Origin of the sequence: Pseudomonas sp. PICF141, assembly GCF_002286815.1 — a bacterium.
Classification (GTDB): domain Bacteria; phylum Pseudomonadota; class Gammaproteobacteria; order Pseudomonadales; family Pseudomonadaceae; genus Aquipseudomonas.
The window spans coordinates 133,812-158,717 of sequence record NZ_MUNM01000073.1; the positions used below are offsets into that span (position 1 = coordinate 133,812).

The following is a 24,906-nucleotide window of genomic DNA, read 5'->3' on the forward strand; positions in this document are numbered from 1 at the left end:
GAAAAAGTACCGCGTGAAGCGTCTGCGCATGGAGAAGCGTCCTCGCTGGTTTCAGGGTGTTTGTTGGGTGATTTCATTGCCGCGGATGACTTCCACGCTCGACTTGCGCGGTGCGGCAACGCCCGTGGCGGGTTTGGGGGTGCCGACCAGGGCCAGTTGACTGAATTGCACCAGTTCGCGATGGGCACTGGCCAGGCTCGCTTTTGAGTCGCGGTTGCCGGCCCAGTATTGGTTCAGGCGTTTTTCTTCGGCGCTGCGCACGGCCAGGCGCAAAACCCCGACCTGAGCCGCGAGCATCAGGCGACTCAAGAGGGGTTCAGGGACGGCAAGCAAAACGGTGCGAGCGTTGGCGCGCAGTTGGTCTTGCTTGAGTCGCTCCTCGTGGCTGCGCGCCGGGTGGGCAGGCAGGCCATCGTTCATCAGCCCCAACTGATCACCGACACCGAGCACCCGCAACGCCGGAATCACCACCTGGGCCGATTGCTGGAGGTTGTTGGTGTCCATGCGCAGAAACAGCAAGACGTCGACATAGTCGCCGGGGCTCAGTTGACCACCGACATTGACCACGTCATCCGCCGCCACGGCGAGGGCACGCTCATCGGGGCGGATCATTCGCGCCAGCGCACCGCCGGCTTCGAAGCTCTCATCATTGAGCCAGCTGCCGGCAGTCAGTGTGCGCCAGGGCGTACGGCCAATGGCTTGATCGAGACGTGACAGGCTGCCGGCCGGGGCGGTACGGAGTTTTTCCAGCGTCACGTCGGCGGCGCTGATTTGCTCGAACGGCGCGATGTCACGCAACAGCACAACCACTGGCTGGCGAGTCGGGTCGTCTGCTGGCGCCAGTATCGGGGGCGATAAAGTGCCGGATTGCGCGCTGGATTCGGGTGCCGGTTGGCGACTCAATGCCAGCCCCCAGTAACCGGCAATGATGGCGCCTACCAGAAACAGCCCGGCCAGGCCCATGGTGACGCGACTGTTCATGACGGCTCTCCCTTTCCTGCTGCGTAACGCCCCCAAGAGTTCTAATGAGATGACTTCGCAATCAGGCAGCGATGAACATGGAACTATTTCGCTATTTGACGGTAGCGCAGGTAAAGCAAAAAGCCATTACTGGTCGGTAAATATCTGACCCAAAGTAACGGGTTGAAGCCAAAAGCCCTGTTTTATGACGTCGGTGAACCGATTACTACTTAAGTATTAATAGGTTCTTACAGTTGTTGGTCCGGGGTTTGCCGACAATGCTGATGCTGGCATAGGGGAATCATGTTGCGGCCGTGCAACACTCTCCTGTCATAGGAGACACGTCATGTCCTTTACTAAAGTGGTTCAGAAGATCAAATCCGAAATCCATTTGTTCAAAGACCTGGCCAAAGATACGGAGGGGGCCTCGGGTATCGAATACGCGATTATTGCGGGCATGGCAGCGGTTGCATTGGTGGTGTTCATGGAACCTATCTCGGGAGCGGTAACCGATATTTTTACCGTGCTCCGGGATTCGCTGGTGCCTCCTGCTCCTGCTCCTACTCCTTGATGCCGACAGCTTGCTAACCTGCCAGGGCGGTTCTAACGTCAACGCTTGGTCCATTGCAGGTGTTTATTTATGAATGCTCCCGCGCTGCCACGCCAACAGCTGCTTCTGGTCGACGATGAGGAGGATACGTTGCTGGAACTGGCGGAGTTGCTCGAGGGCGAGGGCTTTACTTGTTTTACGGCAACGTCGGTCAAACACGCTCTGCTGCATTTGACGCGTCATCCTGATATTGCGCTGGTGATTACTGATCTGCGGATGCCGGAGGAAAGTGGCATGTCATTGATCAAGCGCTTGCGTGAGCATACGGCCCGTCAGCATTTGCCGGTGATTGTGACGTCGGGGCATGCGGATATGGACGATGTGAGTGATCTGTTGCGGTTGCAGGTGCTGGATTTGTTTCGCAAGCCGATTTATCACGTGCGGTTGTTGGAGACGTTGAATAATTTGTTTCCGCAGCCGCGGGATTTGGTCAGTTCCTGATTCCTCTGCGGACGCTCTGCGTTTGATCGTTCCCACGCTCCGCGTGGGAACGCGTCTACGGACGCTCTGCGTTCGGCTTCTGGGACGCGGAGCGTCCCGGGCTGCATTTCCACGCCAAGCAGGGGAGCGATCAGACCAAACCATCAGGCAACAGGTCGCCACTGCCCCACCATATGCTCCAGCTCTCCCGCGCCCATCAACTGAAAATCCCCGCTGGACCCCGGCGCGCTGGACATCAGCGTCACTTCACTGGGAAGGCGCACCGGTTTCCTGAACTGCACTGCAATCTCGACATTGGCCGTCGGCAAATGATCGCTCAGGGCTGCCAGCGTGCGGGCCTTGTTCCACAGGCCATGGGCAATGGCGGAAGGGAAACCGAAGAGTTTCGCGCTGATCGCACTCAGGTGGATCGGGTTGTAGTCTCCAGACACCTTGGCGTATCGGCGGCCAATGTCCGCGGGTGCTTTCCAGTGGGCCACTTCGGTCAGCGACAGCGTCGATGCCAACGCGTCCTCGACCGGCTCGCCTTCCAGTTTGACGCCGCGACAGAGCATCTGGCTTTGCGCCTCCCACAGCACGCCCAACTGGTCGTCGAGCGTCGTCACCAGGTCGAACGTCGCACCCTTGGCATGGGGTTGCAGGTTCTGCACGTTCACGCTGACCCGTACCCGGTGCACACCGCCCATGGGGCGCAAGATACGGACGCGATTGCTCAAGTGAATCAGCCCCAGCAGCGGAAACGGAAACGCTTTGGCCGTGAGCAATTGCATTTGCAAGGCAAACGCCAGGATATGTGGATACGTTGGTGGTAGCAGCCCGTTGTCGGCGAAACCACAGACTTTTCGATACGCCTCCAGGCGTTGTGGATCGACATTGACCCAGCAGTGATAACCCAGCTCGGGCAATGTGGTGCCGGTGATTTTGCGGCGCGTTGCCGCCTTCACATACAGCGTTTGCAAGCCCGGTTCGCTCTCGAGTGTTTGCCAGTGGGTGGTCATGGTCAGGCTCCCAACACGCTTTGCCCGCACACGCGCAACGCTTGTCCGGTAAACGCTCCGGTGCCTGGTTGTGCCAGCCAGGCCACGGCTTCGGCGACGTCTTGTGGCAGGCCGCCCTGACCCAACGAACTCATGCGTCGCCCGGCTTCGCGCAAGCCGAAGGGCAGCTTCGCGGTCATTTGGGTTTCGATGAACCCTGGCGCCACGGCGTTGATGCTGATGCCGCGCTCACTCAGCAGCGGCGCCCAGGCCTGGGCCAGACCGATCAGCCCGGCCTTGCTCGCGGCATAATTGGTTTGCCCGCGATTGCCGGCGATGCCGCTGATGGACGCCAGCAGAATCACTCGGCCGTTGTCACGCAAGGTGCCGCTGTCGAGCAGTGCCTTGGTCAGCACTTGCGGCGCGTTGAGGTTGACCGCCAGCACCGCGTCCCAGAATTCCGGGGTCATGTTGGCGAGGGTTTTGTCCCGCGTAATGCCTGCGTTGTGGACCACGATGTCGATGCCGTCGGGCAAGTGTTCGATCAATTGTGCGGCGGCGTCTTCGGCGCAAATGTCCAGGGTGATGCCGCGCCCGCCGAGGCGGGCGGCCAGGGCCTCCAGATCGCTCCTGGCCTGTGGTACGTCGAGCAGAATTACCTCGGCGCCGTCGCGGGCCAGGGTTTCGGCGATCGAAGCGCCGATGCCGCGCGCCGCGCCCGTCACCAGCGCCTTGCGTCCTGACAGGGGGCGACTCCAGTCCATCACCTGCGCCTCGCATGCCTTCAAGCGAATGACTTGTCCGGAAATGAACGCGCTTTTGGGCGAGAGGAAAAACCGCAGAGGGCCTTCCAGTTGATCTTCGGCGCCTTCGCCGACATAGATCAGCTGCAATGTGCCGCCGCTGCGCAGTTCCTTGGCCAGCGAACGGCTGAAACCTTCTAACGCACGCTGTGCGCTGGCGGCAAACGGGTCGCTCAAGGTCTCTGGCGCCCGGCCAAGAATCACCAGATGCGCATGGTGATCGAGGTTTTTCATCAGCGGCTGGAAGAACTCGCGCAGCTGTTTCAACTGATCGACCTGCACCAGGTCACTGGCGTCGTACACCACGGCTTTGAGTTTCTGGCCGTGGCCGGGAATCCACGCGGTGGCCAGGGTCGGATCGGCGCCATAGCTGTAAATCGTGTCGGTCAGGCGGTTGGCGAGGCTGCTGACCTTTTCTGTCAGCGGGCCGCCACCAATCAACAACGCCCCCTCGATAGGCCGCAATCGGCCTGCTTGCCAGCGTTCCAGTCGTACCGGCGACGGCAGACCCAGGGCACCGACCACACGATGGCCGATGGACGAATTGGCGAAGTCGATATAGCGGTCAGACATGGATCACGCTCCGGTAGTTGGGGTTAAAAGTGTGGACCATGAATGGCAATTAGTCGCTCAACCCACGAGATACGGCCTACGCTTGATCATTGCAGGTTAGTTTGTAATGGGACTTTCGGGGAGCGCAGGCCCGCTCCCGCGGGGTTTGGTGTTCATAGTTGATTAAAAGGAGCTTTTTCATGACTCAGCTGCGCCGCGTCGCGATTATCGGTGGTAACCGTATTCCCTTTGCCCGGTCCAACGGGCCGTACGCCACTGCCAGTAACCAGGCGATGTTAACCGCGGCGCTGGAAGGCCTGATCGAGCGCTATAACCTGCACGGTGTGCGCATGGGCGAAGTGGCGGCGGGTGCGCTGCTCAAGTATTTGCGCGATTACGGCCTGACCCGCGAATGCGTGCTCGGCTCGCGGTTGTCGCCGATGACACCGGCCTACGACATCCAGCAAGCCTGCGGCACTGGGCTGGAGGCGACGTTGCTGGTGGCGAATAAAATCGCCCTGGGTCAGATCGAATGTGGCATTGCCGGTGGCGTCGACACCGCCTCGGACGTGCCGATCGGGGTCAACGAAAGCCTGCGCAAGCTCCTCCTGCAGGCCAACCGCGCCAAAAGCACCGCCGACAAACTGAAAACCTTCCTGCAACTGCGCCCCCGCCATTTGATGCCCGACTTTCCAAGCATCGGCGAGCCACGCACCGGGCGGTCGATGGGCGAACACTGTGAATTGATGGCCCAGACCTGGGGCATCCCGCGTGACGAGCAGGATCAGTTGACCCAGCAAAGCCATCAGAAACTGGCCGCGTCCTACGCCGAAGGCTGGCACAACGATTTGATGACGCCATTCCTCGGCCTGACCCGGGACAACAACCTGCGCCCGGACCTGACCCTGGAAAAACTCGCCTCACTGAAACCGGCCTTCGAGAAAAGCGCCAAGGGCACCTTGACCGCAGGCAATTCCACGCCACTCACTGATGGTGCGTCGGTGGTATTGCTGGGCAGTGAGGAATGGGCGAACGAGCGCGGCTTGCCGATCCTCGCCTATTGGCGCGATGGCGAGGCGGCAGCGGTGGATTTCGTCAACGGGGCCGAAGGCCTGTTGATGGCGCCGGCATATGCCGTGCCGCGGTTACTGGCGCGCAATGGCCTGACCTTGCAGAACTTCGATTACTACGAAATCCACGAAGCGTTCGCCGCGCAGGTGCTCTGCACACTCAAGGCCTGGGAAGATCCGCAGTTCTGCAAAACCCGTCTCGGCCTTAACGCGCCACTGGGCTCCATCGACCGCAGCCGCCTCAACGTCAAGGGCAGCTCACTGGCCGCCGGGCATCCATTTGCCGCCACTGGTGCGCGCATCGTTGCCAACCTGGCGAAGCTGCTGGATGCGGCGGGCAAGGGCCGAGGCTTGATCTCGATCTGCGCCGCCGGCGGGCAGGGCGTGACGGCGATTATCGAGCGCTGATTTCTGATTGCTGGGGGTTTAGCAGTGCCGCGCGGGAGGTGGGGTTTTCCCTGCCACTGCCCCGGAGCTTCCGCGGTTGGCGCCAGCGCATGCGGCTGCTGTCGTCGCTGAGTTTGCTGGAGGATGAGAACAGCGTGACCCGCGCTGCGCTGTCTTGCGGGTACGACTCGACGTCGGCGTTTATTGCGGCGTTCAAGGGGTGTTCGGGTTTACCCCGGGGGAATTGTTCAGGCAGTGATGACGCCTTCGCGGGCAAGCCTCGCTCCTACAGGGATCGCATCCGACACAAAACCTGTAGGAGCGAGGCTTGCCCGCGAAGAGGCCAGCACATTCAACATCTCTGTTGGCTGACAATCTGTCTTCGCGAGCAAGCCCGCTCCCACACTGGATCTGCGGTGTTCTTGGATATCAGGTTCTGAACCGCCGAACCAACCCATCCAACTCATTCGACAACCCCGCCAGGCTCTGGGAATCGAGCCGCGCCGAGTTCGCCAGTTCTGCCACCAACTGCGCATCGCCGTGAATCTGGCTGATGTGGCGATTGATGTCTTCTGCCACTTGGTGCTGTTCCTCTGCCGCCGTAGCGATTTGAGTGTTCATGTCGCGAATCACATCGACCGACTCACGAATCTGCCCAAAGCTGCTGCGCGCTTCGCCGATGCGGGTCACCGATTGCTGCGACACTTCCAGGCTCGCATGCATTTGCTGGGTCACCTGGCTGGTGCGTTTGGCCAGGTTGCCCAGCAGCCCGTCGATTTCCGCCGTGGAGTCGGCAGTGCGTTTGGCCAGGGCGCGAACTTCATCCGCCACCACCGCAAAACCACGACCCTGTTCACCGGCCCGGGCCGCTTCGATGGCGGCGTTCAGCGCCAGCAGGTTGGTCTGTTCAGCAATGGAGCGAATGGTCCCCAGGATCGACTGAATGTCATTGCTATCGCGCTCGAGCTGTTGCATCGATTGCGCCGATTGTTCGATTTCCTGGCTCAAGCGATCGACACTGCTCACTGCGGCATCGATCTGCTGCTGACCTTCGCGCGCCTGGCGCTGGCCGCTGTCGGCCGACTCGGCGGCCTGGCTGCAGGAGCGTGCGACTTCGTTGGCGGTGGCGACCATTTGGTGAAACGCCGTGGACACCATATCCACCGCTTCACGCTGGCGCCCGGCGGCTTCGGCCATGTCGCTGGAGACCTGCGTCGAGCTCTGGGAGGTGGCGAGGATCTTGGTCGCGGCGCCGCCGATGCTTTGAATCAGGTTGCGAATCGCCGCCAGAAACTGGTTGAACCAGTTGGCCAGTTGCGCGGTTTCATCACTGCCACGGATGTGCAGGTTCCGGGTCAGATCGCCTTCACCTTGGGCGATGCCTTCCAGGCCGCTGGCCACGCTGCGGATCGGCCGCACGATCAGGCTGGCGAAACTGGCGCCGACGATGGCAAAGAACACTGCCAGTACCGCCGCGATGATCGCGATCAGCCAGGTCAGTTGAGTGGCTGAACTCATCACCTCGGTCTGCTTGATCAAGCCGATAAAGGTCCAGCCCAATTGTTCCGACGGCCAGACGTTGGCCATGTAGCGCTCGCCGTTGAGCTCGACTTCCACCAGCCCTTTACCCGCCTTGGCGAGTTGCGCGTAACCGTCGCCCAGACTGGTCAGGGCTTTGAAGTTGTTTGCTGGTTGCTTCGGATCGACCAGTATGTTGCCGGTGTTTTCCACCAGCATCAGGTAGCCGGTTTCGCCGAGTTTGATCTGTTTGACGATTTCGGTGAGCTGCTTGAGCGTCACGTCGATGCTGACCACACCGCCATTGCTGCCCAGTTTGTTATCGATGGTACGCACGGTGCTGACGTAGGTCGCGTCATCCTGAGCCCAGTAATAGGCCTCGGTACGCAATGGCTTGCCGGGTTTGGCCTGCGCGGCTTTATACCAGGGGCGCTGGCGTGGGTCGTAATTGTTCAGCTTCGCATCGTCCGGCCAGGACACGTAACCGCCCGCTGCCGTACCGAGGATGGCATAGGCGTAGGCCGGGTGGCTGTTGCCCAGGTCCTGGAGGAGGGCGAAGATCTTTTTGTCCGGCTCGCCTTGGGGAATGCTCTCGGCGTTGGCGCTCATGTAGGTCTTGAGGCTGTCGTCGGAGTTCTTGATCAGCGGTTGAGTGGCCAGGTAATCGACGTTCTGGCTGATGCCGTCAAAAAACAGCTGCATGGCATTGCTGACCTGACGAATCTCCCGGCCGCTGCCGTCGACAAAGTTATCCTTGGCATCGCTGCGCAAATTCAGCACCACGAGGGTGGCGACCAGCACCACGGGCAAGCAGGCGATGATTGCAAACGCCCAGGTCAATTTCTGTTTGATGTTCATCCGCACTCCAGTTTTTTCTTGTAGGCCCACGCAGTGCAGATGACTCGCGGATTATTGGCAGCCGAAAACGTTAGATACCCCGATCCTTGAGTGCGCCCTTGTTATCGTTGTCGGGGCGATTGTCGGACAATTCCTTTTCTCTCTAATGACTTCGGCTGAGGAACGGGGAAATTGAGGCCTGTTGAGAAAAATCCGGCGAAGGGTAGGGGATTCGTGTCAGATTCTGTCGCAAATGCCCCTGTAGCCCTTCGTCAACAAGCGACGCAGGCTCAGCTATGATCCCGGGCGGTCAATGAGTGGTGCACGATTAATCCGGCACATTGTGTGCTTCTCGATGTTCATGGGAACGTTCATAGGTCGGCAACCCCTCCCGCGAATGCAAGGATTGCCGTATAACGAATGACTTTCGCGTGTTTGGTAATAAAGGACCCACAATAAAAGCTGATGAAGACTCCAAAACGCATTGAACCCCTGATCGAGGACGGTCTGGTCGACGAGGTGCTGCGCCCACTCATGAGTGGTAAAGAAGCAGCTGTTTATGTGGTGCGCTGCGGCAACGAGCTGCGTTGTGCCAAGGTCTACAAGGAGGCGAATAAACGCAGTTTTCGTCAGGCGGCCGAGTATCAGGAAGGCCGTAAGGTGCGCAACAGCCGGCAGGCTCGAGCGATGGCCAAGGGCTCCAAGTTCGGCAAGAAAGAAACCGAAGACGCCTGGCAGAATGCCGAGGTAGCGGCGTTGTTCCGCCTGGCCGGTGCCGGTGTGCGCGTCCCCAAGCCGTACGACTTCCTCGAAGGCGTGCTGCTGATGGAACTGGTGGCCGACGAGTACGGCGATGCCGCGCCGCGTCTGAACGATGTGGTGCTGGAGCCTGACCAGGCGCGCGAATATCACGCGTTTCTGATTTCCCAGATCGTGCTGATGTTGTGTACCGGTCTGGTGCACGGTGACCTGTCCGAGTTCAACGTGCTGCTGACGCCAACCGGCCCGGTCATCATCGACCTGCCGCAAGCAGTGGATGCGGCGGGCAACAACCACGCGTTCAACATGCTGGAACGTGACGTGGGCAACATGGCGTCGTACTTCGGTCGCTTTGCACCGGAGTTGAAACGCACCAAGTACGCCAAGGAAATGTGGGCGTTGTATGAAGCCGGCACCTTGCACCCGGCCAGTGTATTGACCGGCGAGTTCGACGAGCCGGAAGAGCTGGCCGACGTCGGCGGAATCATGCGCGAAATCGAGGCGGCCCGTCTCGATGAAGAGCGTAAGCAAGCGATCCGCGCTGCGGACGACGCGCCACCGAGCAAAGCCGAAGAACCGCCTCCGCCCTGGATGCAGTGATCGGCAACCAAAAAAAACCGGCTTCGGCCGGTTTTTTGTGGTTGCCTGGCTCTGAAATCTTCAAACGCTGGGAACCACATACTCTGTGGCGAGGGGGCTTGCCCCCGTTCGGCTGCGAAGCAGCCCCAGAATCTCTGATGTACCAAAGATCTTGTGAGCGCTACGCACTCAAACGGGGGCAAGCCCCCTCGCCACAACCCGATGCCAGCTCCTTGAGGATCGGGCAGTCCGGGCGATGGTCGCCGTGGCAATGTTCTACCAGGTCTTGCAGGGTGTCGCGCAATTGCCCGAGTTCGCGAATCTTCTGGTTCAGCTCGTCGATGTGCTGACGGGCCAGCGCTTTCACATCGGCACTGGCGCGCTGACGGTCCTGCCAGAGGGTCAGCAATTTGCCGACCTCTTCCAGTGAAAAGCCCAGATCCCGAGAACGCTTGATGAACGCCAGGGTGTGCAGATCGTCGTCGCCATAGACCCTATAGCCGCTGTCGGTACGATGAGCCGCCTTGAGCAGACCGATGGATTCGTAATAACGGATCATCTTCGCGCTCAGGCCACTCTGGCGGGCCGCTTGGCCAATGTTCATTGGTCGTCCTCCAGGTCTTTGGGTTTCCAGGTCTTCAACAGTAACGCATTGCTGACCACGCTGACGCTCGACAACGCCATGGCTGCGCCGGCCAGCACCGGGTTGAGGAAGCCGAACGCCGCCAGTGGCAGACCAATAAGGTTATAGACGAAGGCCCAGAACAGGTTTTGGCGAATCTTCGCGTAGGTCTTGCGGCTGATCTCCAGCGCCGCCGGCACCAGCCGTGGGTCGCCGCGCATCAGAGTGATCCCGGCCGCGTGCATGGCGACGTCGGTGCCGCCGCCCATGGCGATGCCGATGTCTGCCGCGGCGAGGGCCGGTGCGTCGTTGATGCCGTCGCCGACCATTGCCACCACGCCGGTTTTTTTCAGGGCCGCGACGGTGGCGGCTTTGTCCGCCGGCAATACTTCGGCGTGGACATCGCTGATGCCCAGTGCCTCGGCGACCACTTTGGCGCTGCCGCGGTTATCACCGGTCAGCAGGTGGCTGCTGATGTTCCGTGCGCCCAGTTGTTGCACCGCTTGCAGGGCGCCGGGTTTGAGCGTGTCACCGAAAGCGAACAGGCCGAGCACTCTCGGTTCAGGGCTTTGTGCGATCAGCCAGGACAGGGTCCGGCCTTCGGTTTCCCAGGCGGTTGCAGAGTCGGCCAATGGCCCGGCGCTCAGGCCGCTTTCTTCCAGCAGGCGCCGATTGCCCAAAGCCAATCGCCGTCCCTCGAGATTGCCGGCAATGCCGCGCCCGGTCAGCGATTGACTGTCGCTGACATCCGCCACGTTCAGGCCGCGTTCGGCGCAGGCATCCAGCACTGACTTGGCCAACGGATGTTCACTGCCGCGTTGCAGCGCACCAGCCATTTGCAGCACGGCGGCTTCGTCACCTTCGAGGGCGCTCAGATGTGCAATGCGCGGCGTACCCGACGTCAGCGTGCCGGTCTTGTCGAACACCACCGTGCTGACTTCATGGGCGCGCTCCAACGCTTCGGCGTCCTTGATCAGAATCCCGTAGCGGGCGGCCACACCGGTGCCGGCCATGATGGCCGTCGGCGTGGCCAGCCCGAGTGCACAAGGGCAGGCGATCACCAACACCGCGACCGCATTGATCAGTGCGGTTTCCAGTGGCGCGCCGTACAGCCACCAACCGATCAGGGTCGCCAGCGCAATCAGCAGCACCACGGGCACGAACACCTGGCTGACTTTATCCACCAGTTTCTGGATTGGTGCTTTCGCCGCCTGCGCGTCTTCGACCAGGCGGATGATCCGCGCCAGCACGGTTTCTGCGCCGAGCGCCAAGGTTTGAACCAACAACCGACCCTCGCCATTGATGGCGCCGCCGGTGACCTTGTCACCCGGCTGTTTTGGCACCGGCAGGCTCTCGCCGCTGATCAGTGCTTCATCGGCGTGGCTCTGGCCTTGCACAACGATGCCATCCACCGGGAAGCGTTCGCCGGGTTTGACCAGGACCAGATCGTCGAGGCGCAAAGCGCTGATCGCAACGTCCCGCTCGCGACCATCGATCACCTGAATGGCTCGCTCCGGACGCAAGGCTTCAAGGGCGCGGATGGCGCTGGCGGTCTGACGCTTGGCGCGGCTTTCCAGGTATTTGCCCAACAGCACCAGCGCGATCACCACCGCCGAGGCTTCGAAATACAGGTGCGGCATGCGCCCGGCAGCGGTGGCCCACTCGTAAACACTCAGGCCATAGCCGGCGCTGGTGCCCAGGGCCACCAGCAAATCCATGTTGCCGGCACCGGCGCGCACGGCTTTCCACGCCGCGACATAGAAGCGCGCGCCGAAGACGAACTGCACTGGCGTCGCCAGCGCGAACTGCACCCACGCAGGGAGCATCCAGTGCACGCCGAAAGGTTGCAGCACCATCGGCAGCACCAGCGGCAAAGCGAGGGCGATAGCCGCCAACAAAGCCCAGCGTTCACGGTGCAGTCGTTGTTGTTGATTGTCGATTTGCGGGTGTTCGACTTCCCAGACGCTGGCGGAGTAACCGGCTTTGGTCACGGCGTCGATCAGGGGTTGCGGATCGACCTGGCCGAGCAGTTCGAGGTGCGCCCGTTCGTTGGCCAGGTTAACGCTGACACTCTTCACGCCCGGCACCTTGGTCAGCGCCCGTTCGACGCGGCCGACGCAGGACGCGCAGGTCATGCCGTCGATGCTCAATTCCAGGGTTTGCTGGGGCACGCTGTAACCGGCCTGCTGCACCGCCTCCATCAAGGCCGGCAGGCTGTCGCTGGGCGCTTGAACCCGGGCTTGTTCGGTGGCCAGGTTGACGCTGACGGCCGTGGCGCCGATGACGTTGCTCAAGGCCCGCTCGACACGGCCCGCACAGCTGGCGCAGGTCATGCCGGCAATCGGCAGATCGAAGGTGGTGGATTCGGACATCGGTCACGCTCCCTGTAGAAATTGCCTACAGGATCAACCTTGCCATGCGGGCAAGGTCAAGTGCCATGTCTCAGATCAAAAGATCGCAGCCTTCGGCAGCTCCTACGGGATCGGGTTAACACGCGGTCAATGTAGGAGCTGCCGAAGGCTGCGATCTTTTTACAGACGACTCAATACTCGAGGGCCGCAGGCTTGAGGTACATCCCTTCCTGCGTCATCGCAATCCGGAACTTCAACACATCCCCGGCCTTGAGCGTGATGTTCTGCGACCCCGGCGCGAGCATGCCCGGGTTGCAACCCGGTGCCTGGCCCGGCAGCAGTTTGAGGCGCAGGGACACATTGCCCGGCGCCAGGTTGAACGACGTACTCTGTTCCTGGAACAGTCGCGCCGATAGCTGATCGTGGATGTACACGCCGATCTCACAGGAAGTCGACACTTCCAGACGCTCGCGGGATATGATCAGCACGCCGTAGTCCTCTCCGGCGGCTTGAACCGAAGGTGTCGCGGCAAATAGGCTGAGGAAGCCAAACAGGCTGAGAGCTGACCAGCGCATGGCTGAATCTCCTGATGTCGAGTCATAGATGGACGCAGCTTGGCCGAGCACGGCACCGATTGCCAGCCCGGCAGCTTGCTTGAGAACTTGACCTTGCCATGGTGGCAAGCTCGAGACTGCCTGCAACCCTCATTAAAGGGCTTCATTCAAGGAGTTGTCCCATGCAAGTGTTCAATGTTGAAGGCATGTCCTGCGGTCACTGCGTCAAGGCCATCACCCAGGCGCTACAAGCCAAGGATCCCGCGGCCAGCGTGCGCATTGATCTGGCGGCAAAAGAAGTCGGCGTTGAAAGTGCGCTGACGGCCGCTCAGGTGATCGCCGTGATCAGCGAAGAGGGTTATGGCGTTAAACTGGCCTGAGTTTTTTAATAGTTAGCGACCTAACGGAATGTTCAAGGCGTCCACGCCCGGCTAGACTGTCGGCCTGCCGATCCATGGCCAACCTGCCTGCCTAACCTGGACGCCTGATGAACTTGCGCGCAATCCTGATTCTCGGCGCCTTGAGCGCTTTCGGTCCGCTGGCGATCGATTTCTATCTGCCGGCCTTTCCGGCGATGGCGCTCGCTTTCGGTACCGACGAAAAACACATTCAACTGACTCTGGCGGCCTATTTTTTCGGCCTGTCCATCGGCCAACTGGCGTACGGTCCGGTGGCCGATCGCTTCGGGCGACGGATTCCCTTGCTGACAGGTATCGGCTTGTTCACCGCCGCTTCATTGGCCTGTGCTTATGCGCCAACGCTGGAATGGCTGATTGGCGCACGTTTCGTCCAGGCGCTGGGCGGTTGCGCGGGCATGGTGATTTCGCGGGCGGTGGTCAGCGATAAATGCGATGCGGTGGGGTCGGCGAAGGTCTTTTCACAGTTGATGCTGGTGATGGGCCTGGCGCCGATTCTTGCGCCGATGCTGGGCGGGTTGCTGGTCAACACGACGGGCTGGCAATCGATCTTTCTGGTATTGACCGGTTTCAGTGCGCTGGCAGGGTTGGCAGTGGCCTTGGGGCTGCCGGAAAGTCTGCCGGCCCATGTGCCGCGCCAACCGTTGTCGGGCGCGTTGCGTCAGTACGGTCGGTTACTGGCGGACCCGATCTTCCTCGGCCATGCCCTGACCGGTGGCATCGCCATCGCCGGGATGTTTGCCTACATCGCCGGTTCACCGTTCGTCTTTATCAAACTCTATGGCGTGCCGGCCGAGCATTTCGGCTGGCTGTTCGGCATTAACGCGGCGGGTTTCATTCTGGTGGCCCAGGTCAACGCCCGAATGCTGGCCAAGCGCGGCCCGGCCTTTTTGCTGGCGCGTACCGTCTGGCTTTATCTGGCGGGCGGTCTGGCCCTGTTGGCGGTCAGCGCGTTGCACACCGCGCAGTTGTGGCCGTTGCTGATTCCGCTTTTCCTTTGCATTGCCAGCCTGGGTTGTATTGTGCCCAACGCCTCGGCCTGCGCCATGAACGGTCAGGGTGCGCGCGCGGGCAGTGCCTCGGCGATGCTCGGTTGCCTGCAATTCAGCGTTGCCGCCGGGGCCGCAGCATTGGTGGGGGTTTTACATGATGGCAGCGCCATGCCGATGGCCATGGTCATCAGCCTGTGCGGGGTTCTGGTGGTGAGCGCGGCGATGCTCACCCGACGTTTGCAAAATGCCCGCGCGCTGATGCAAGCCCAGGCCTGAGGACGGACTCAGCCAGCAGCGCGATGCTGACGGTCGGGAATCTGATGGGGCGCGTGCAAGCGCGCTTCAAGCGTTTTAGTGAAGGCCAGCGCTTCGGCTTCACTGCGGAATGTCACAGCGTGTTGATCCAGACGGACCTGCCAGCGGGATTTTGCCACTTCTTGTATCAGGATCTTCATTGCTGAGCTCCTTTGGTAAAAGACGTCTGGTAAAAGACGTCTCAAATGACATCACATAAACGATTATTCGCAGCGGATTCGATTGTAGACCCGAATACGATCGCAATTGTGACAACGGTCAATTCTCTGACTGACGGCAAAAAATCACCGGCTCCTACAAAGGCGCGATCAGAACCCTTCAAGCACAATTTTGCCCTTGGATTTGCCGCTCTCCAGCAGAGCATGGGCACGCCGCAGGTTGGCCGCGTTGATGGTCCCGAAATGCTCGCCGAGCGTGGTTTTCAGGGTGCCTGCATCGATCAGCCCGGCGACGCGGTTGAGCAGTTTGTGCTGCTCGATCATGTCTGCGGTTTCGAACAGCGAACGGGTGTACATGAACTCCCAGTGCAGCGACAGGCTCTTGCGCTTGAGCTTGGTCACGTCCAGGGACTTCGGATCATCGATCAGCGCCAGTTTGCCTTGCGGCGCCAACGCTTCCACCAATTGATCCAGATGTTGATCGGTCTGGGTCAGGCTGGCGACATGGGTCACCTGCCCGACCCCGGCACGTTTGAGTTCTTCACTCAGCGGCTGGCTATGGTCGATCACCTGATCGGCACCCAGGTTGCGCACCCAGCTTTGGGTCTGTGCACGGGAAGCGGTGCCGATGACCTTCAGCGCGGTGAGCTGGCTGGCCAATTGCGTGAGGATTGAACCCACACCGCCAGCGGCACCGACGATCAGCAGGCTCTGGCCTTCATCGGTTTTGCCTTCGCGCACTTGCAGGCGCTCGAACAGCAATTCCCATGCAGTGATGGCGGTCAGCGGCAGGGCGGCCGCTTCGGCGAAACCGAGGGTTTTCGGCATATGGCCGACGATTCGCTCATCCACCACATGCAACTCGCTATTGCCGCCGGCACGGGCGATGGAGCCTGCGTAGAACACCTTGTCGCCGGCCTTGAACAAGGTCACTTCGCTGCCGACAGCCTTGACCACACCGGCCACGTCCCAGCCCAGCACCTTTGCCACGCCACCTTCCGGCTGGACGTTCTGGCGGACCTTGGTGTCCACCGGGTTGACCGAAATGGCTTTGACCTCCACCAACAGGTCACGCGGGCCGGCGACCGGTTCTGGCAGTTCGATGTCTTGCAGGGATTTTTCGTCGCTGATGGGCAGGGAGTCGTAGTAGGCGATGGCTTTCATGTGCGTTCCTGAGAGGGAATAATTTCGATGGGTCAGATGATTGGTTATTTCCCGGCAAGATAAAACCCGCTAAAAGAACAGTCTCTTTCAATGTTTTTTTGATAATCGAGGCTGGCGATGCTGCGTTTCGATGACTTGCAGTTGTTCGTTCGGGCTGCAGACCTGGGCAGCCTGTCGGCGGCGGCGCGGGTGATGGATATGTCGGCGGCGGTGGCCAGTGCAGCGTTGAAGCGCATCGAACGGCAACTCGGCGCCCGCTTGCTCGCCCGTTCTACCCGTAGCCTGCGCCTGACCGCCGAAGGCGAGGGCTTTCTGGAATACGCCCGGGCAGCCTTGAGCAATCTCGATGAAGGTCGCCGCTTGCTGGCCAGCGGGCAGGATCAGGTCAGCGGCATTTTGCAGCTGTCGGCGCCTTCGGATTTCGGTCGCAACCTGCTGTTGCCATGGCTCGACGAGTTTCAGTGCGAGCATCCGAAACTCACGGTACGGTTGCTGCTGGGTGACCGCATCGCCGACCTGTTTCGCCAACCGGTGGACATTGCCCTGCGGTATGGCGAGCCGGAAGACTCGAGCCTGGTGGCGTTGCCCATCGCCCCGCAGAACCGTCGCGTGCTCTGCGCGGCGCCGAGTTACCTGGCCCGGCATGGCGAACCTCGGTATCTGGAGCAATTGGCTCAGCACAACTGCCTGTTATTCATGCTCGGTGGTCGGGTTCACGATCACTGGAGTTTCCACGATGGCAAACGCGAAGTGAGCCTGACGGTCAGTGGTGATCGCTTCAGTGACGATGCCGATGTTGTGCGTCTGTGGGCCCTGGCGGGGGCGGGAATTGCGTATAAATCCTGGCTCGATGTCGCGGCCGATGTGCTGGCCGGTCGGTTGAAAGTGCTGATGCCGGAGCTGCTCTGTGAGCGCGCTCCGCTGAATTTGCTGTGCGCCCATCGCGCACAATTGAGTAAGCCGGTGAACCTTTTGCGGGAAATGCTTGCCAGCCGATGCGCTCGCATAAGCAGTCAATTTCCGACGAAATCGGATGTCGATCATTAGTCGCAGGCAAATAGCGAAATTTCTGTCAGGAACTATCACCACCAATGGATTCCCAAGGGCAGGAACCGGCGGTTAACCCGCTTATACTAGCGCCCGCCTCATGTACGCACCGTCGACCTCGCAATGGCGAGGTCAGGTTCGATTCGGTCATACCCGATGGTCATCACCAGACCTTCGTTGCACCCACGAAGCAATGGCTTGGGTAAGTGGGTGGCTTTGCCCGGTCCATGGCGGTTTTCGCGTCTTGGCCGACGACACATTACTGGTCAAGATGTCTCCGAGCAGTAGACGAAACGATTCAACAGGGAGTGAATACATGGAACATGCACCTTGCATCAGCCAGATCGCCACATTGCTGGCTGATCCCAAGCGCAGCGCAATGATGTGGGCCTTGATGGATGGCTCGGCGCGGCAAACCGAAGAGTTGGCATTGCTGGCCGGCCTGTCGCCGTCTTCGGCCAGTGCGCATTTAGGGCGCTTGTCCACCGGAGGTCTGTTGAAAGTCGAAACCCGTGGCCGCAAACGGTTTTTCCGGCTTGCCGCGCCCGAAGTCGGCGCCGCAATAGAGGCCCTCGCCAGCGCCACCCTGGCCAGTACGCCTCGGGACATCCCGGAGGTTTTCAAACGCACGAGCCCTATCGCCAAACCTCAGGCGGCGCCTTCGTCACTGCTGCGGGCCAGGCTGTGCGACGATCATCTGGGCGGCACCCTGGCCGCCGATCTGTACCAGCGCCTGCTGGATGCGGGCTGGATCGAGCAATTCGATCAGCGGGTGATGATCACTCACAAGGGCGCTACACAATTGGCAACACGCGGCGTGTTCATCCAGGCGTTGGCTCATCGCAACAGCAGAGTCGCCTGCGCTTGCCCGGACTGGAGCGAAAGACGCCCGCACATGGGCGGTTCATTGGGCGCGGCGTTGTTGCAGCTATTCATGCAATCGGGCTGGTTGAGCCTGCCCAACGATTCGCGAGCGTTGCAGATCACCGCGACGGGGCAACGGGAAATCCATCGCTTCGCCAAGGAAACCGAACTGGAAATGGCGCTTTAGAGCCGTTGAGGTGCGACGTCCGGGATTTGTTTCAGACGTCGTTCATAGCTGTGGACAGGTCGCATCCAGCAATAATCCCCAGCCGCTATCGCGCACACTCGATCCGGGATTTCAGGATTGGGGGAATGTGGCATGGACACACGAAGCTTCAGCGCGGCAGAACGATTGGAACGGCTGCCCATCAGCGGTTATCACCGCATCATTTTCATCATCATTGCCCTGGCGTTTTTCTTCGACTCCATGGACCTGGCGATGATGACCTTTCTGCTCGGCTCGATCAAAACCGAGTTTGGCCTGAGCACGGCGCAGGCCGGGTTGCTGGCCAGTTCGAGTTTCTTCGGCATGGTTCTGGGCGCATCGCTGTCCGGTATGCTGGCCGACCGCTTCGGGCGCAAACCGGTGTTCCAGTGGAGCATTGTGTTGTGGGGCATCGCCAGTTACCTGTGTTCGACGGCGCAAAACGTTGAAACGCTGACGCTGTTCCGAATCCTGCTGGGGATCGGCATGGGCATGGAGTTTCCGATTGCTCAGTCGATGCTGTCGGAGCTGATTCCGGCAAAGCGACGTGGACGTTACATTGCGTTGATGGATGGTTTTTGGCCGCTCGGCTTCGTGGCAGCCGGGGTGCTGTCGTACTTCCTGTTGCCGGTGATTGGCTGGCGCGACATCTTTCTGGTGTTGGCGGTGCCGGCGGTGTTCGTCCTGGCGATTCGTTTTTTCATTCCCGAGTCACCGCGCTGGCTGGAGCAGGCCGGACATCATGACGCGGCGGATAAGGTCTTGCTCGGCATCGAAGATCGGGTCCGGGCTTCATTGGGCCGTGCGGATTTGCCTGAACCGATTCGTCTGCCCCGATTGGCGAGTCAACCGGGCACGTTCTTCTCTGCGCTAGGGGAGATCTGGTCGCCGCAGTATCGCCAGCGCACGATGATGATCTGGAGCGTGTGGTTCTTCGCCTTGCTGGGTTTCTATGGCCTGACGTCCTGGCTCAGTGCGTTGTTGCAACAGTCGGGCTTCGCCGTGACTCAATCGGTGTATTACACGGTGCTGATTTCCCTCGGCGGAATTCCCGGTTTCCTTATGGCTGCCTGGCTGGTGGAGCGTTGGGGGCGTAAACCGGTGTGCGTCGTGACATTGCTCGGCGGCGGCGTCATGGCGTTTCTTTATGGCCAGAGTGCGGTGTTCGGCGGCAACGTCAGTCTGTTGATTACCTCGGGGCTGCTGATGCAGTTCTTCCTGTTCGGCATGTGGGCGGTGCTCTACACCTACACCCCTGAGTTGTACCCGACGTCGGCACGGGCCACGGGCTCGGGGTTCGCGTCAGCCATCGGCCGCGTAGGGTCGTTGCTCGGGCCGTTGGTGACCGGGCTGGTGTTCCCGATGACCGGGCAGGGCGGGGTGTTTGCGCTGGGGGCGATGTGCTTTGCGATTGCGGCGGGGGTGGTGTGGATGTTCGGGATGGAGACCCGGGGCAAGACGTTGGAAGAGTTGAGTGAGCCGGTGATCGTCAAGTAAACACCGAACGAATGTGGGAGCGGGCTTACTCGCGAAGGCGGCGTGTCAGTCAACGAGGATGTCGACTGGCATACCGCCTTCGCGAGCAAGCCCGCTCCCACATTGGGTTTTGCGGTGAACCTTACGGTTTCACCAACCGCGCATCCAGGCTGTTCTGCGCCAGGCGCTTGGCCTGATCCTGGGTCATGCCCAGATCGGTGTACAGCGCGTGGAAGTTCTCGGTGACATACCCGCCGAAATACGCCGGGTCATCGGAGTTCACCGTCACCTTCACACCGCGCTCGAGCATCTCGAGAATGTTGTGCTGGGACATGTGATCGAACACGCAGAGTTTGGTGTTCGACAACGGGCACACGGTCAGCGGGATCTGCTCGTCGATGATCCGCTGCATCAAGCGCTCGTCTTCGATGGCGCGCACACCATGATCGATGCGCTGGATTTTCAGCAGGTCAAGGGCTTCCCAGATGTACTCGGGCGGGCCTTCTTCACCGGCGTGGGCCACGGTCAGGAAGCCTTCGCTGCGGGCACGATCGAACACCCGCTGGAACTTGCTCGGCGGGTGGCCCATCTCCGAACTGTCTAGGCCCACGGCGACAAACGCATCGCGGAACGGCAGCGCCTGGTCGAGGGTTTTCTGTGCTTCGTCTTCGCTCAGGTGGCGCAGGAAACTGAGGATCAACCCGCTGGTGATGCCCAGTTGCTGCTCGCCATCCTTTAGTGCGGCGGCGATACCGTTGAGCACGACTTCGAACGGGATGCCACGGTCGGTGTGGGTTTGCGGGTCAAAGAACGGCTCGGTGTGAATCACGTTCTGCGCCTTGCAGCGCAACAGGTAGGCCCAGGTCAGGTCGTAGAAATCCTGAGAGGTGCGCAACACGTCGGCGCCCTGGTAATACAGGTCGAGAAACTCTTGCAGGTTATTGAAGGCGTAAGCCTTGCGCAGCGTTTCAACGTCGCTCCACGGCAGGGTGATCTTGTTGCGTTCGGCCAGGGCGAACAGCAGCTCAGGCTCCAGCGAACCTTCCAGGTGCAAGTGCAATTCTGCCTTGGGCAGAGCGTTCAGCCAGTCGTACATGTTTGAAATCTCATCAGGTGCAATGGGGGGCATTCTACAGATGCCCGCAGAAACAATGAGCAAAACCTGACCAGCCGGTTCATTACACGGCTGGCTGTTGCCGTCGATAAGCATAGGTCTCGGCGAAGCGCGACAGCAGGAATTCGGCGCAGGTGGTGGCCGGATATTTCGCCGGACGCCCTTCGTCCTGACAGCCGGGAAGGCATTCAATGGCGGTGTCGGGGTGCGGTTCGGCAAAGAACGGCATCGAGTAACGATCCACTCCCGACGGGCTGATCACCCGGTGCGGCGTCGACAAGTAACGGTCGTTGCTCCAGCGCGCCATCATGTCGCCGAGGTTGACCACGAACATGCCTTCGATCGGCGGCGCATCGATCCATTCGCCCCGCACATTGCGCACTTGCAGTCCGCCAGCGGCATCCTGATAAAGCAGGGTGATGCAGCCGTAATCGGTGTGAGCGCCGGCACCTTGCTGATCGAAGGTGCTGGCGGTATGGCGCGGCGGGTAATGGATCATCCGCAGCACGCTGACCGGTTCTTTGAAACGCCTGTCGAAGAAATCGCGCTCGATGCCCAGCGCCAGCGTCATGGCCCGCAGCAAGGTTTGAGCGAGCGCCTGCATGTCGACGTAGTGTTGCTCCATCAGCGATTCCCAACCGGGCAACGACGGATGACGATTGGGCCCACGCAAAGGTTTTTCTGCAATCACCTCGGGATGATCCGCCGGCAGGTGCAGGCCCATGTCGAAAGTTTCTTTCAGATCGCTGGGTTTGCTCGGGTCGAGTTGTTCGGTGGCGATGGCGCCATAGCCGCGATGATGGTGGGTCTGGGTGATGTCGATCTTGAGTTTTTCGGCGGTGGGCAGGGCGAAGAAACGTTGGGCGTGGTCGAGCACGGCGGCGATACGCGACGGGGCGATCGGGTGGCCCTTGATATAGAAAAAGCCCCATTCGCGGCAGGCATGGTCGATTTGTGTGGCGACCGATTGCCATGCTTGGGTTTCATCGCTGTAGAGCGGGTTGATGTCGATGATGGGAAGGCTGTTCATGCGGCTGTCCTGAAGAGTGCGCAGACCGGAAAACACTCGAAAACCCTGTGGGAGCGGGCTTGCCCGCGATGACGTCTCCAGCATCTCTGTTGACTGAAAGTCCGCTATCGCGGGCAAGCCCGCTCCCACAGGTACTGTGTTTTGGCTTAAAGGAATTACTTCGGCATCTCGGCCTTCATGCCTTCCACGTAGTAGTTCATCGACGCCAGCTGCGCATTGGTGGCCGTCGCGCCCGCCGGGATCTTCTCCACGCCAGCCTGGTCCTTGATTGGCCCGGTAAACGGCTGCAAGGTCCCGCTCTTGATGTCGGCAATGATCTGCTCGGCTTCGGTTTTCACTGCGGCCGGCACCAGGTCGCTGATCGGCAGCTCAACCGTGCCTTCCTTCAGACCGCCCCAGTAATCCTGGGATTTCCACGTGTGGCCGAGCACGCTCTGAGTCGCCTGAATGTAGTGCGGCCCCCAGTCGTTGACGATAGACGTCAACACCGCTTTCGGCCCGAAGTGCGCCATGTCCGATGCATAACCGACGGCATAGACACCACGCCGTTCGGCCGCCTGGATCGGTGCCGGGCTGTCGGTGTGCTGGAACACCACGTCCACGCCCTGATCGATCAGCGCATTGGCAGCGTCGGCTTCCTTGCCCGGATCGAACCAGGAATTGACCCACACCACTTTGATCTCGGTGCCCGGGTTGTACTTGTTCAGGGCCAGTTGAATGGCATTGATGTCGCGGATCACTTCCGGAATCGGGAACGAGGCGACGTAGCCGACTTTTTTGGTCTTGGTCATCTTCGCCGCGAGGAAACCGCCGACGTAGCGGCCTTCATAAGTGCGAGCGAGGTAGGTGCCGAGGTTCTTGTCCTGCTTGTAGCCGGTGGCGTGTTCGAAGGTCACCTTGGGAAATTGTTTGGCGACTTTCAGGGTCGGGTTCATGTAGCCAAAGGATGTGGTGAAAATCAGGTCGTACTTGTCCTTGGCCATGTTGCGGATCACCCGCTCGGCATCGGCGCCCTCGGCGACGTTTTCCACGTAGTGGGTGGTGATCTGCTCGCCGAATTTTTCTGCCAGCAGCTTGCGTCCCTGTTCATGCTGATACGTCCAGCCGTGGTCACCGATCGGGCCGATATAGACGAAGCCGACTTTCAGCGGATCGGCGGCACTGGCGCTCAGGCTGGCGCTCAGGCCGATGGCTGCGGCGACAGCGCAGATCAGCTGCTTCAACGGACGTTTATGCATGAACGGGAACTCCATTTTGTTGTGAGGTAGGTCAGGGCAATGCAAATTGCTGACCAACAGGACAACAAATGGATCGGAATCGCGTAACGGCCATCGCGGGCAAGCCCGCACATGACCTGCGCATATCCCGTAGGAGCGAGGCTTGCCCGCGAAGAGTCCCTGACGCCCCCCACAGAACCATCCCGGTGCACCGTCTCGAATACACGCCATCCACTGGTGCGGGCGCGCACTAAACATACAAGTGAGCCAGCTCGCGATAGCGGACTAACATTCAACCTCAATATTGAATGACATGGCCTCATCGCGAGCAGGCTCGCTCCTACAGTTGTTTAGTGTTGTGTCAGGTACCGGCGATCAACTGCCGAGCCGCCTGGCTGTGATCGGCAATCAATCCTTTGAGGTCCAGCCCCTCAACCTGCCCGTCGATTACCCGCCACTTCCCGCCGACCATCACCCGGTCCGCCCGATCGGCGCCGCACAGCAGCAGCGCGGACACTGGATCATGGCTGCCGGAGAAGCGCAGTTCATCCAGTTTGAACAGCGCCAGATCCGCTTGCTTGCCCACCGCCAGTTCACCGATATCGGTGCGCCCGAGCAAATTCGCCGAGCCCTTGGTCGCCCAGCCCAGAACCAACTCCGGCGTAATCTTTTCCGCGCCATAACGCAGCCGCTGGAGGTACAACGCCTGACGGGTTTCGAGGATCATGTTCGACGCATCGTTGGACGCCGAACCGTCCACGCCCAGACCCAGCAGCGCACCCGCAGCGGTCAGGTCCAGCGTCGGGCAAATGCCGGAAGCCAGGCGCATGTTCGAACTCGGGCAATGGCAAATGCCCGTGCCGGCCGCGCCAAGACGGGCGATTTCGTCGGGGTTGAAATGAATGCCGTGAGCCAGCCAGGTGCGTGGGCCGAGCCAGCCGACGCTGTCCAGGTAATCCACAGTGCGCAGGCCAAAGCGTTGCAGGCAGAAGTCTTCTTCATCGAGGGTTTCTGCCAGGTGCGTGTGCAGGCGCACGTCGAGTTTGGTCGCCAGTTCAGCGCTGGCGGACATGATGTGCGGGGTTACGGAAAACGGTGAGCAGGGGGCCAATGCGATTTGAATCTGTGCCCCATCGCCGCGTTCGTGGTAGGCGGCAATCAAGCGCTGGCTGTCGGCGAGGATCACTTCACCTTCCTGGACGGTCTGCTGCGGTGGCAGGCCGCCGTCTTTTTCGCCAAGGCTCATGGAACCGCGAGTGAGCATGGCGCGCATGCCCAGTTCGCGAACACTCTCGACCTGTACATCGATCGCGTATTCCAGGCCGTCAGGAAACAGGTAATGGTGATCAGCCGCGGTGGTGCAACCGGACAGCGCCAATTCGGCCAACGCGACTTTGGTGGCGAGGGCAAGTTTTTCAGGGGTCAGACGAGCCCAGACCGGATAGAGGGTTTTCAACCACGGGAACAACGGTTGATTGACCACCGGCGCCCAGGCACGGGTCAGGGTTTGATAGAAGTGGTGATGGGTGTTGATCAGCCCCGGCAGGATCACGTGTTCGCGGGCGTCGAAAACGTGGTCACAGGGCGCGGACGGTTGCTGGCCGGCGCTGAGCACTTCGATGATCAAACCGTCTTGCACAACCAGACCGCCACGGGCATCGAGCGCGTTGGCCGTGAAAATGGCGAGGGGATTTTTTAACCAGGTACGGGTCGCAGGCATGGGGCCGGCTCCTCTGAAAGTTGGGTTCAGGGTTGCCAGCTCAGTGTTGCCCTGTCTGCTGATCCAGGGTCGCCGCGGGGGCGAGGTGCGGAGTTTCGAACAAAAAAGCTTTGCGGGCAAGCCATGCCCGACAGAACAACGTAAACCCCCTGTGGGAGCGGGCTGTGG

At 60.6% G+C, this 24,906-nt stretch carries 22 protein-coding genes and 2 pseudogenes; 10 read left to right on the forward strand and 14 right to left on the reverse strand.

Annotated features, from left to right (window positions below; genetic code table 11):
* Positions 1 to 51: 51 nt before the first annotated feature.
* A complete protein-coding gene (gene cpaB, locus BZL43_RS21260; protein ID WP_095634121.1) occupies positions 52 to 981 on the reverse strand; it encodes a Flp pilus assembly protein CpaB in 930 nt (309 codons plus the stop codon).
* 325 nt (positions 982 to 1,306) lie between these two features.
* Between cpaB and BZL43_RS21265 the strand changes: the two genes are divergently transcribed.
* Complete coding sequence (locus BZL43_RS21265) at positions 1,307 to 1,531, forward strand: Flp family type IVb pilin (RefSeq protein ID WP_095634122.1); 225 nt, start codon at positions 1,307 to 1,309, stop codon at positions 1,529 to 1,531.
* Positions 1,532 to 1,600: 69 nt separating this feature from the next.
* Complete coding sequence (locus BZL43_RS21270; RefSeq protein ID WP_095634123.1) at positions 1,601 to 2,011, forward strand: response regulator; 411 nt, start codon at positions 1,601 to 1,603, stop codon at positions 2,009 to 2,011.
* A gap of 143 nt (positions 2,012 to 2,154) precedes the next feature.
* Here BZL43_RS21270 and BZL43_RS21275 read toward each other — a convergent pair whose 3' ends face one another.
* Positions 2,155 to 3,009 (reverse strand): MaoC/PaaZ C-terminal domain-containing protein, encoded by an 855-nt coding sequence (locus BZL43_RS21275; protein ID WP_095634124.1) that lies wholly within the window; start codon positions 3,007 to 3,009, stop codon positions 2,155 to 2,157.
* Positions 3,010 to 3,011: 2 nt separating this feature from the next.
* Positions 3,012 to 4,364 (reverse strand): 3-oxoacyl-ACP reductase, encoded by a 1,353-nt coding sequence (locus BZL43_RS21280; RefSeq protein ID WP_095634125.1) that lies wholly within the window; start codon positions 4,362 to 4,364, stop codon positions 3,012 to 3,014.
* A gap of 179 nt (positions 4,365 to 4,543) precedes the next feature.
* Between BZL43_RS21280 and BZL43_RS21285 the strand changes: the two genes are divergently transcribed.
* Positions 4,544 to 5,821 carry an acetyl-CoA C-acetyltransferase gene (locus tag BZL43_RS21285; protein ID WP_095634126.1) on the forward strand — a complete coding sequence of 426 codons (1,278 nt, stop codon included), beginning with the start codon at positions 4,544 to 4,546 and terminating at the stop codon, positions 5,819 to 5,821.
* 65 nt (positions 5,822 to 5,886) lie between these two features.
* Positions 5,887 to 6,059: pseudogene (locus BZL43_RS21290) on the forward strand (helix-turn-helix domain-containing protein); the annotation flags it as partial.
* 170 nt (positions 6,060 to 6,229) lie between these two features.
* Here BZL43_RS21290 and BZL43_RS28885 read toward each other — a convergent pair.
* Together BZL43_RS28885 and BZL43_RS28890 are read right to left on the reverse strand one after the other, a co-directional pair.
* On the reverse strand, positions 6,230 to 6,997 hold the full coding sequence (locus BZL43_RS28885) for a methyl-accepting chemotaxis protein (RefSeq protein ID WP_371916224.1): 768 nt from the start codon (positions 6,995 to 6,997) through the stop codon (positions 6,230 to 6,232).
* Positions 6,998 to 7,087: 90 nt separating this feature from the next.
* Positions 7,088 to 8,176 (reverse strand): annotated as a pseudogene (locus BZL43_RS28890) (cache domain-containing protein); the annotation flags it as partial.
* Between the two features lie 444 nt (positions 8,177 to 8,620).
* Here BZL43_RS28890 and BZL43_RS21300 point away from each other — a divergent pair.
* Entirely contained in the window at positions 8,621 to 9,514 is an 894-nt protein-coding gene (locus BZL43_RS21300) for a PA4780 family RIO1-like protein kinase (RefSeq protein ID WP_007907116.1), read from the forward strand.
* 160 nt (positions 9,515 to 9,674) lie between these two features.
* Here BZL43_RS21300 and cueR read toward each other — a convergent pair whose 3' ends face one another.
* The 3 genes from cueR to BZL43_RS21315 form a co-directional block, all read right to left on the reverse strand.
* Positions 9,675 to 10,097 (reverse strand): Cu(I)-responsive transcriptional regulator, encoded by a 423-nt coding sequence (gene cueR / locus BZL43_RS21305; RefSeq protein WP_095634128.1) that lies wholly within the window; start codon positions 10,095 to 10,097, stop codon positions 9,675 to 9,677.
* Positions 10,094 to 12,487 (reverse strand): heavy metal translocating P-type ATPase, encoded by a 2,394-nt coding sequence (locus BZL43_RS21310; RefSeq protein WP_095634129.1) that lies wholly within the window; start codon positions 12,485 to 12,487, stop codon positions 10,094 to 10,096. Before BZL43_RS21310 ends, cueR begins: the two co-directional genes overlap by 4 nt.
* 170 nt (positions 12,488 to 12,657) lie before the next feature.
* Positions 12,658 to 13,041, reverse strand: coding sequence for a hypothetical protein (locus BZL43_RS21315; protein ID WP_095634130.1), 384 nt, complete (start codon positions 13,039 to 13,041; stop codon positions 12,658 to 12,660).
* Positions 13,042 to 13,202: 161 nt separating this feature from the next.
* On the opposite strand from BZL43_RS21315, the gene BZL43_RS21320 reads away from it, so the two are divergent.
* Both BZL43_RS21320 and BZL43_RS21325 read left to right on the forward strand, forming a co-directional pair.
* On the forward strand, positions 13,203 to 13,400 hold the full coding sequence (locus BZL43_RS21320) for a heavy-metal-associated domain-containing protein (RefSeq protein ID WP_095634131.1): 198 nt from the start codon (positions 13,203 to 13,205) through the stop codon (positions 13,398 to 13,400).
* 107 nt (positions 13,401 to 13,507) lie between these two features.
* Positions 13,508 to 14,704, forward strand: a complete 1,197-nt coding sequence (locus BZL43_RS21325; RefSeq protein ID WP_095634132.1) for a multidrug effflux MFS transporter — start codon at positions 13,508 to 13,510, stop codon at positions 14,702 to 14,704.
* 8 nt (positions 14,705 to 14,712) lie between these two features.
* On the opposite strand, the gene BZL43_RS28330 is transcribed toward BZL43_RS21325, so the two are convergent.
* Positions 14,713 to 14,883 carry a hypothetical protein gene (locus BZL43_RS28330; RefSeq protein WP_168185126.1) on the reverse strand — a complete coding sequence of 57 codons (171 nt, stop codon included), beginning with the start codon at positions 14,881 to 14,883 and terminating at the stop codon, positions 14,713 to 14,715.
* Positions 14,884 to 15,051: 168 nt separating this feature from the next.
* Complete coding sequence (locus BZL43_RS21330) at positions 15,052 to 16,065, reverse strand: zinc-binding alcohol dehydrogenase family protein (protein ID WP_095634133.1); 1,014 nt, start codon at positions 16,063 to 16,065, stop codon at positions 15,052 to 15,054.
* A 117-nt stretch (positions 16,066 to 16,182) separates the two neighbouring features.
* Between BZL43_RS21330 and BZL43_RS21335 the strand changes: the two genes are divergently transcribed.
* The 3 genes from BZL43_RS21335 to BZL43_RS21345 all read left to right on the forward strand — a co-directional run bounded on the left by BZL43_RS21335 (position 16,183) and on the right by BZL43_RS21345 (position 19,678).
* The gene (locus BZL43_RS21335) at positions 16,183 to 17,112 is read left to right on the forward strand and encodes a LysR family transcriptional regulator (protein WP_095634134.1); all 930 of its coding nucleotides are present in this window, start codon (positions 16,183 to 16,185) and stop codon (positions 17,110 to 17,112) included.
* A 316-nt stretch (positions 17,113 to 17,428) separates the two neighbouring features.
* Positions 17,429 to 18,163: a helix-turn-helix transcriptional regulator gene (locus BZL43_RS21340; RefSeq protein WP_095634135.1), complete on the forward strand. Its 735-nt coding sequence runs from the start codon at positions 17,429 to 17,431 to the stop codon at positions 18,161 to 18,163.
* A gap of 132 nt (positions 18,164 to 18,295) precedes the next feature.
* Positions 18,296 to 19,678, forward strand: coding sequence for an MFS transporter (locus BZL43_RS21345; RefSeq protein WP_095634136.1), 1,383 nt, complete (start codon positions 18,296 to 18,298; stop codon positions 19,676 to 19,678).
* 121 nt (positions 19,679 to 19,799) lie between these two features.
* Here BZL43_RS21345 and BZL43_RS21350 read toward each other — a convergent pair whose 3' ends face one another.
* The 4 genes from BZL43_RS21350 to BZL43_RS21365 form a co-directional block, all read right to left on the reverse strand.
* Positions 19,800 to 20,753: an adenosine deaminase gene (locus BZL43_RS21350; protein ID WP_095634137.1), complete on the reverse strand. Its 954-nt coding sequence runs from the start codon at positions 20,751 to 20,753 to the stop codon at positions 19,800 to 19,802.
* An 82-nt stretch (positions 20,754 to 20,835) separates the two neighbouring features.
* Positions 20,836 to 21,801, reverse strand: coding sequence for a 2-oxoglutarate and iron-dependent oxygenase domain-containing protein (locus tag BZL43_RS21355; RefSeq protein ID WP_095634138.1), 966 nt, complete (start codon positions 21,799 to 21,801; stop codon positions 20,836 to 20,838).
* 155 nt (positions 21,802 to 21,956) lie between these two features.
* The gene (locus tag BZL43_RS21360) at positions 21,957 to 23,039 is read right to left on the reverse strand and encodes a BMP family ABC transporter substrate-binding protein (RefSeq protein WP_095634139.1); all 1,083 of its coding nucleotides are present in this window, start codon (positions 23,037 to 23,039) and stop codon (positions 21,957 to 21,959) included.
* A gap of 340 nt (positions 23,040 to 23,379) precedes the next feature.
* A complete protein-coding gene (locus BZL43_RS21365) occupies positions 23,380 to 24,738 on the reverse strand; it encodes an 8-oxoguanine deaminase (RefSeq protein ID WP_095634140.1) in 1,359 nt (452 codons plus the stop codon).
* Between the last annotated feature and the right edge of the window lie 168 nt (positions 24,739 to 24,906).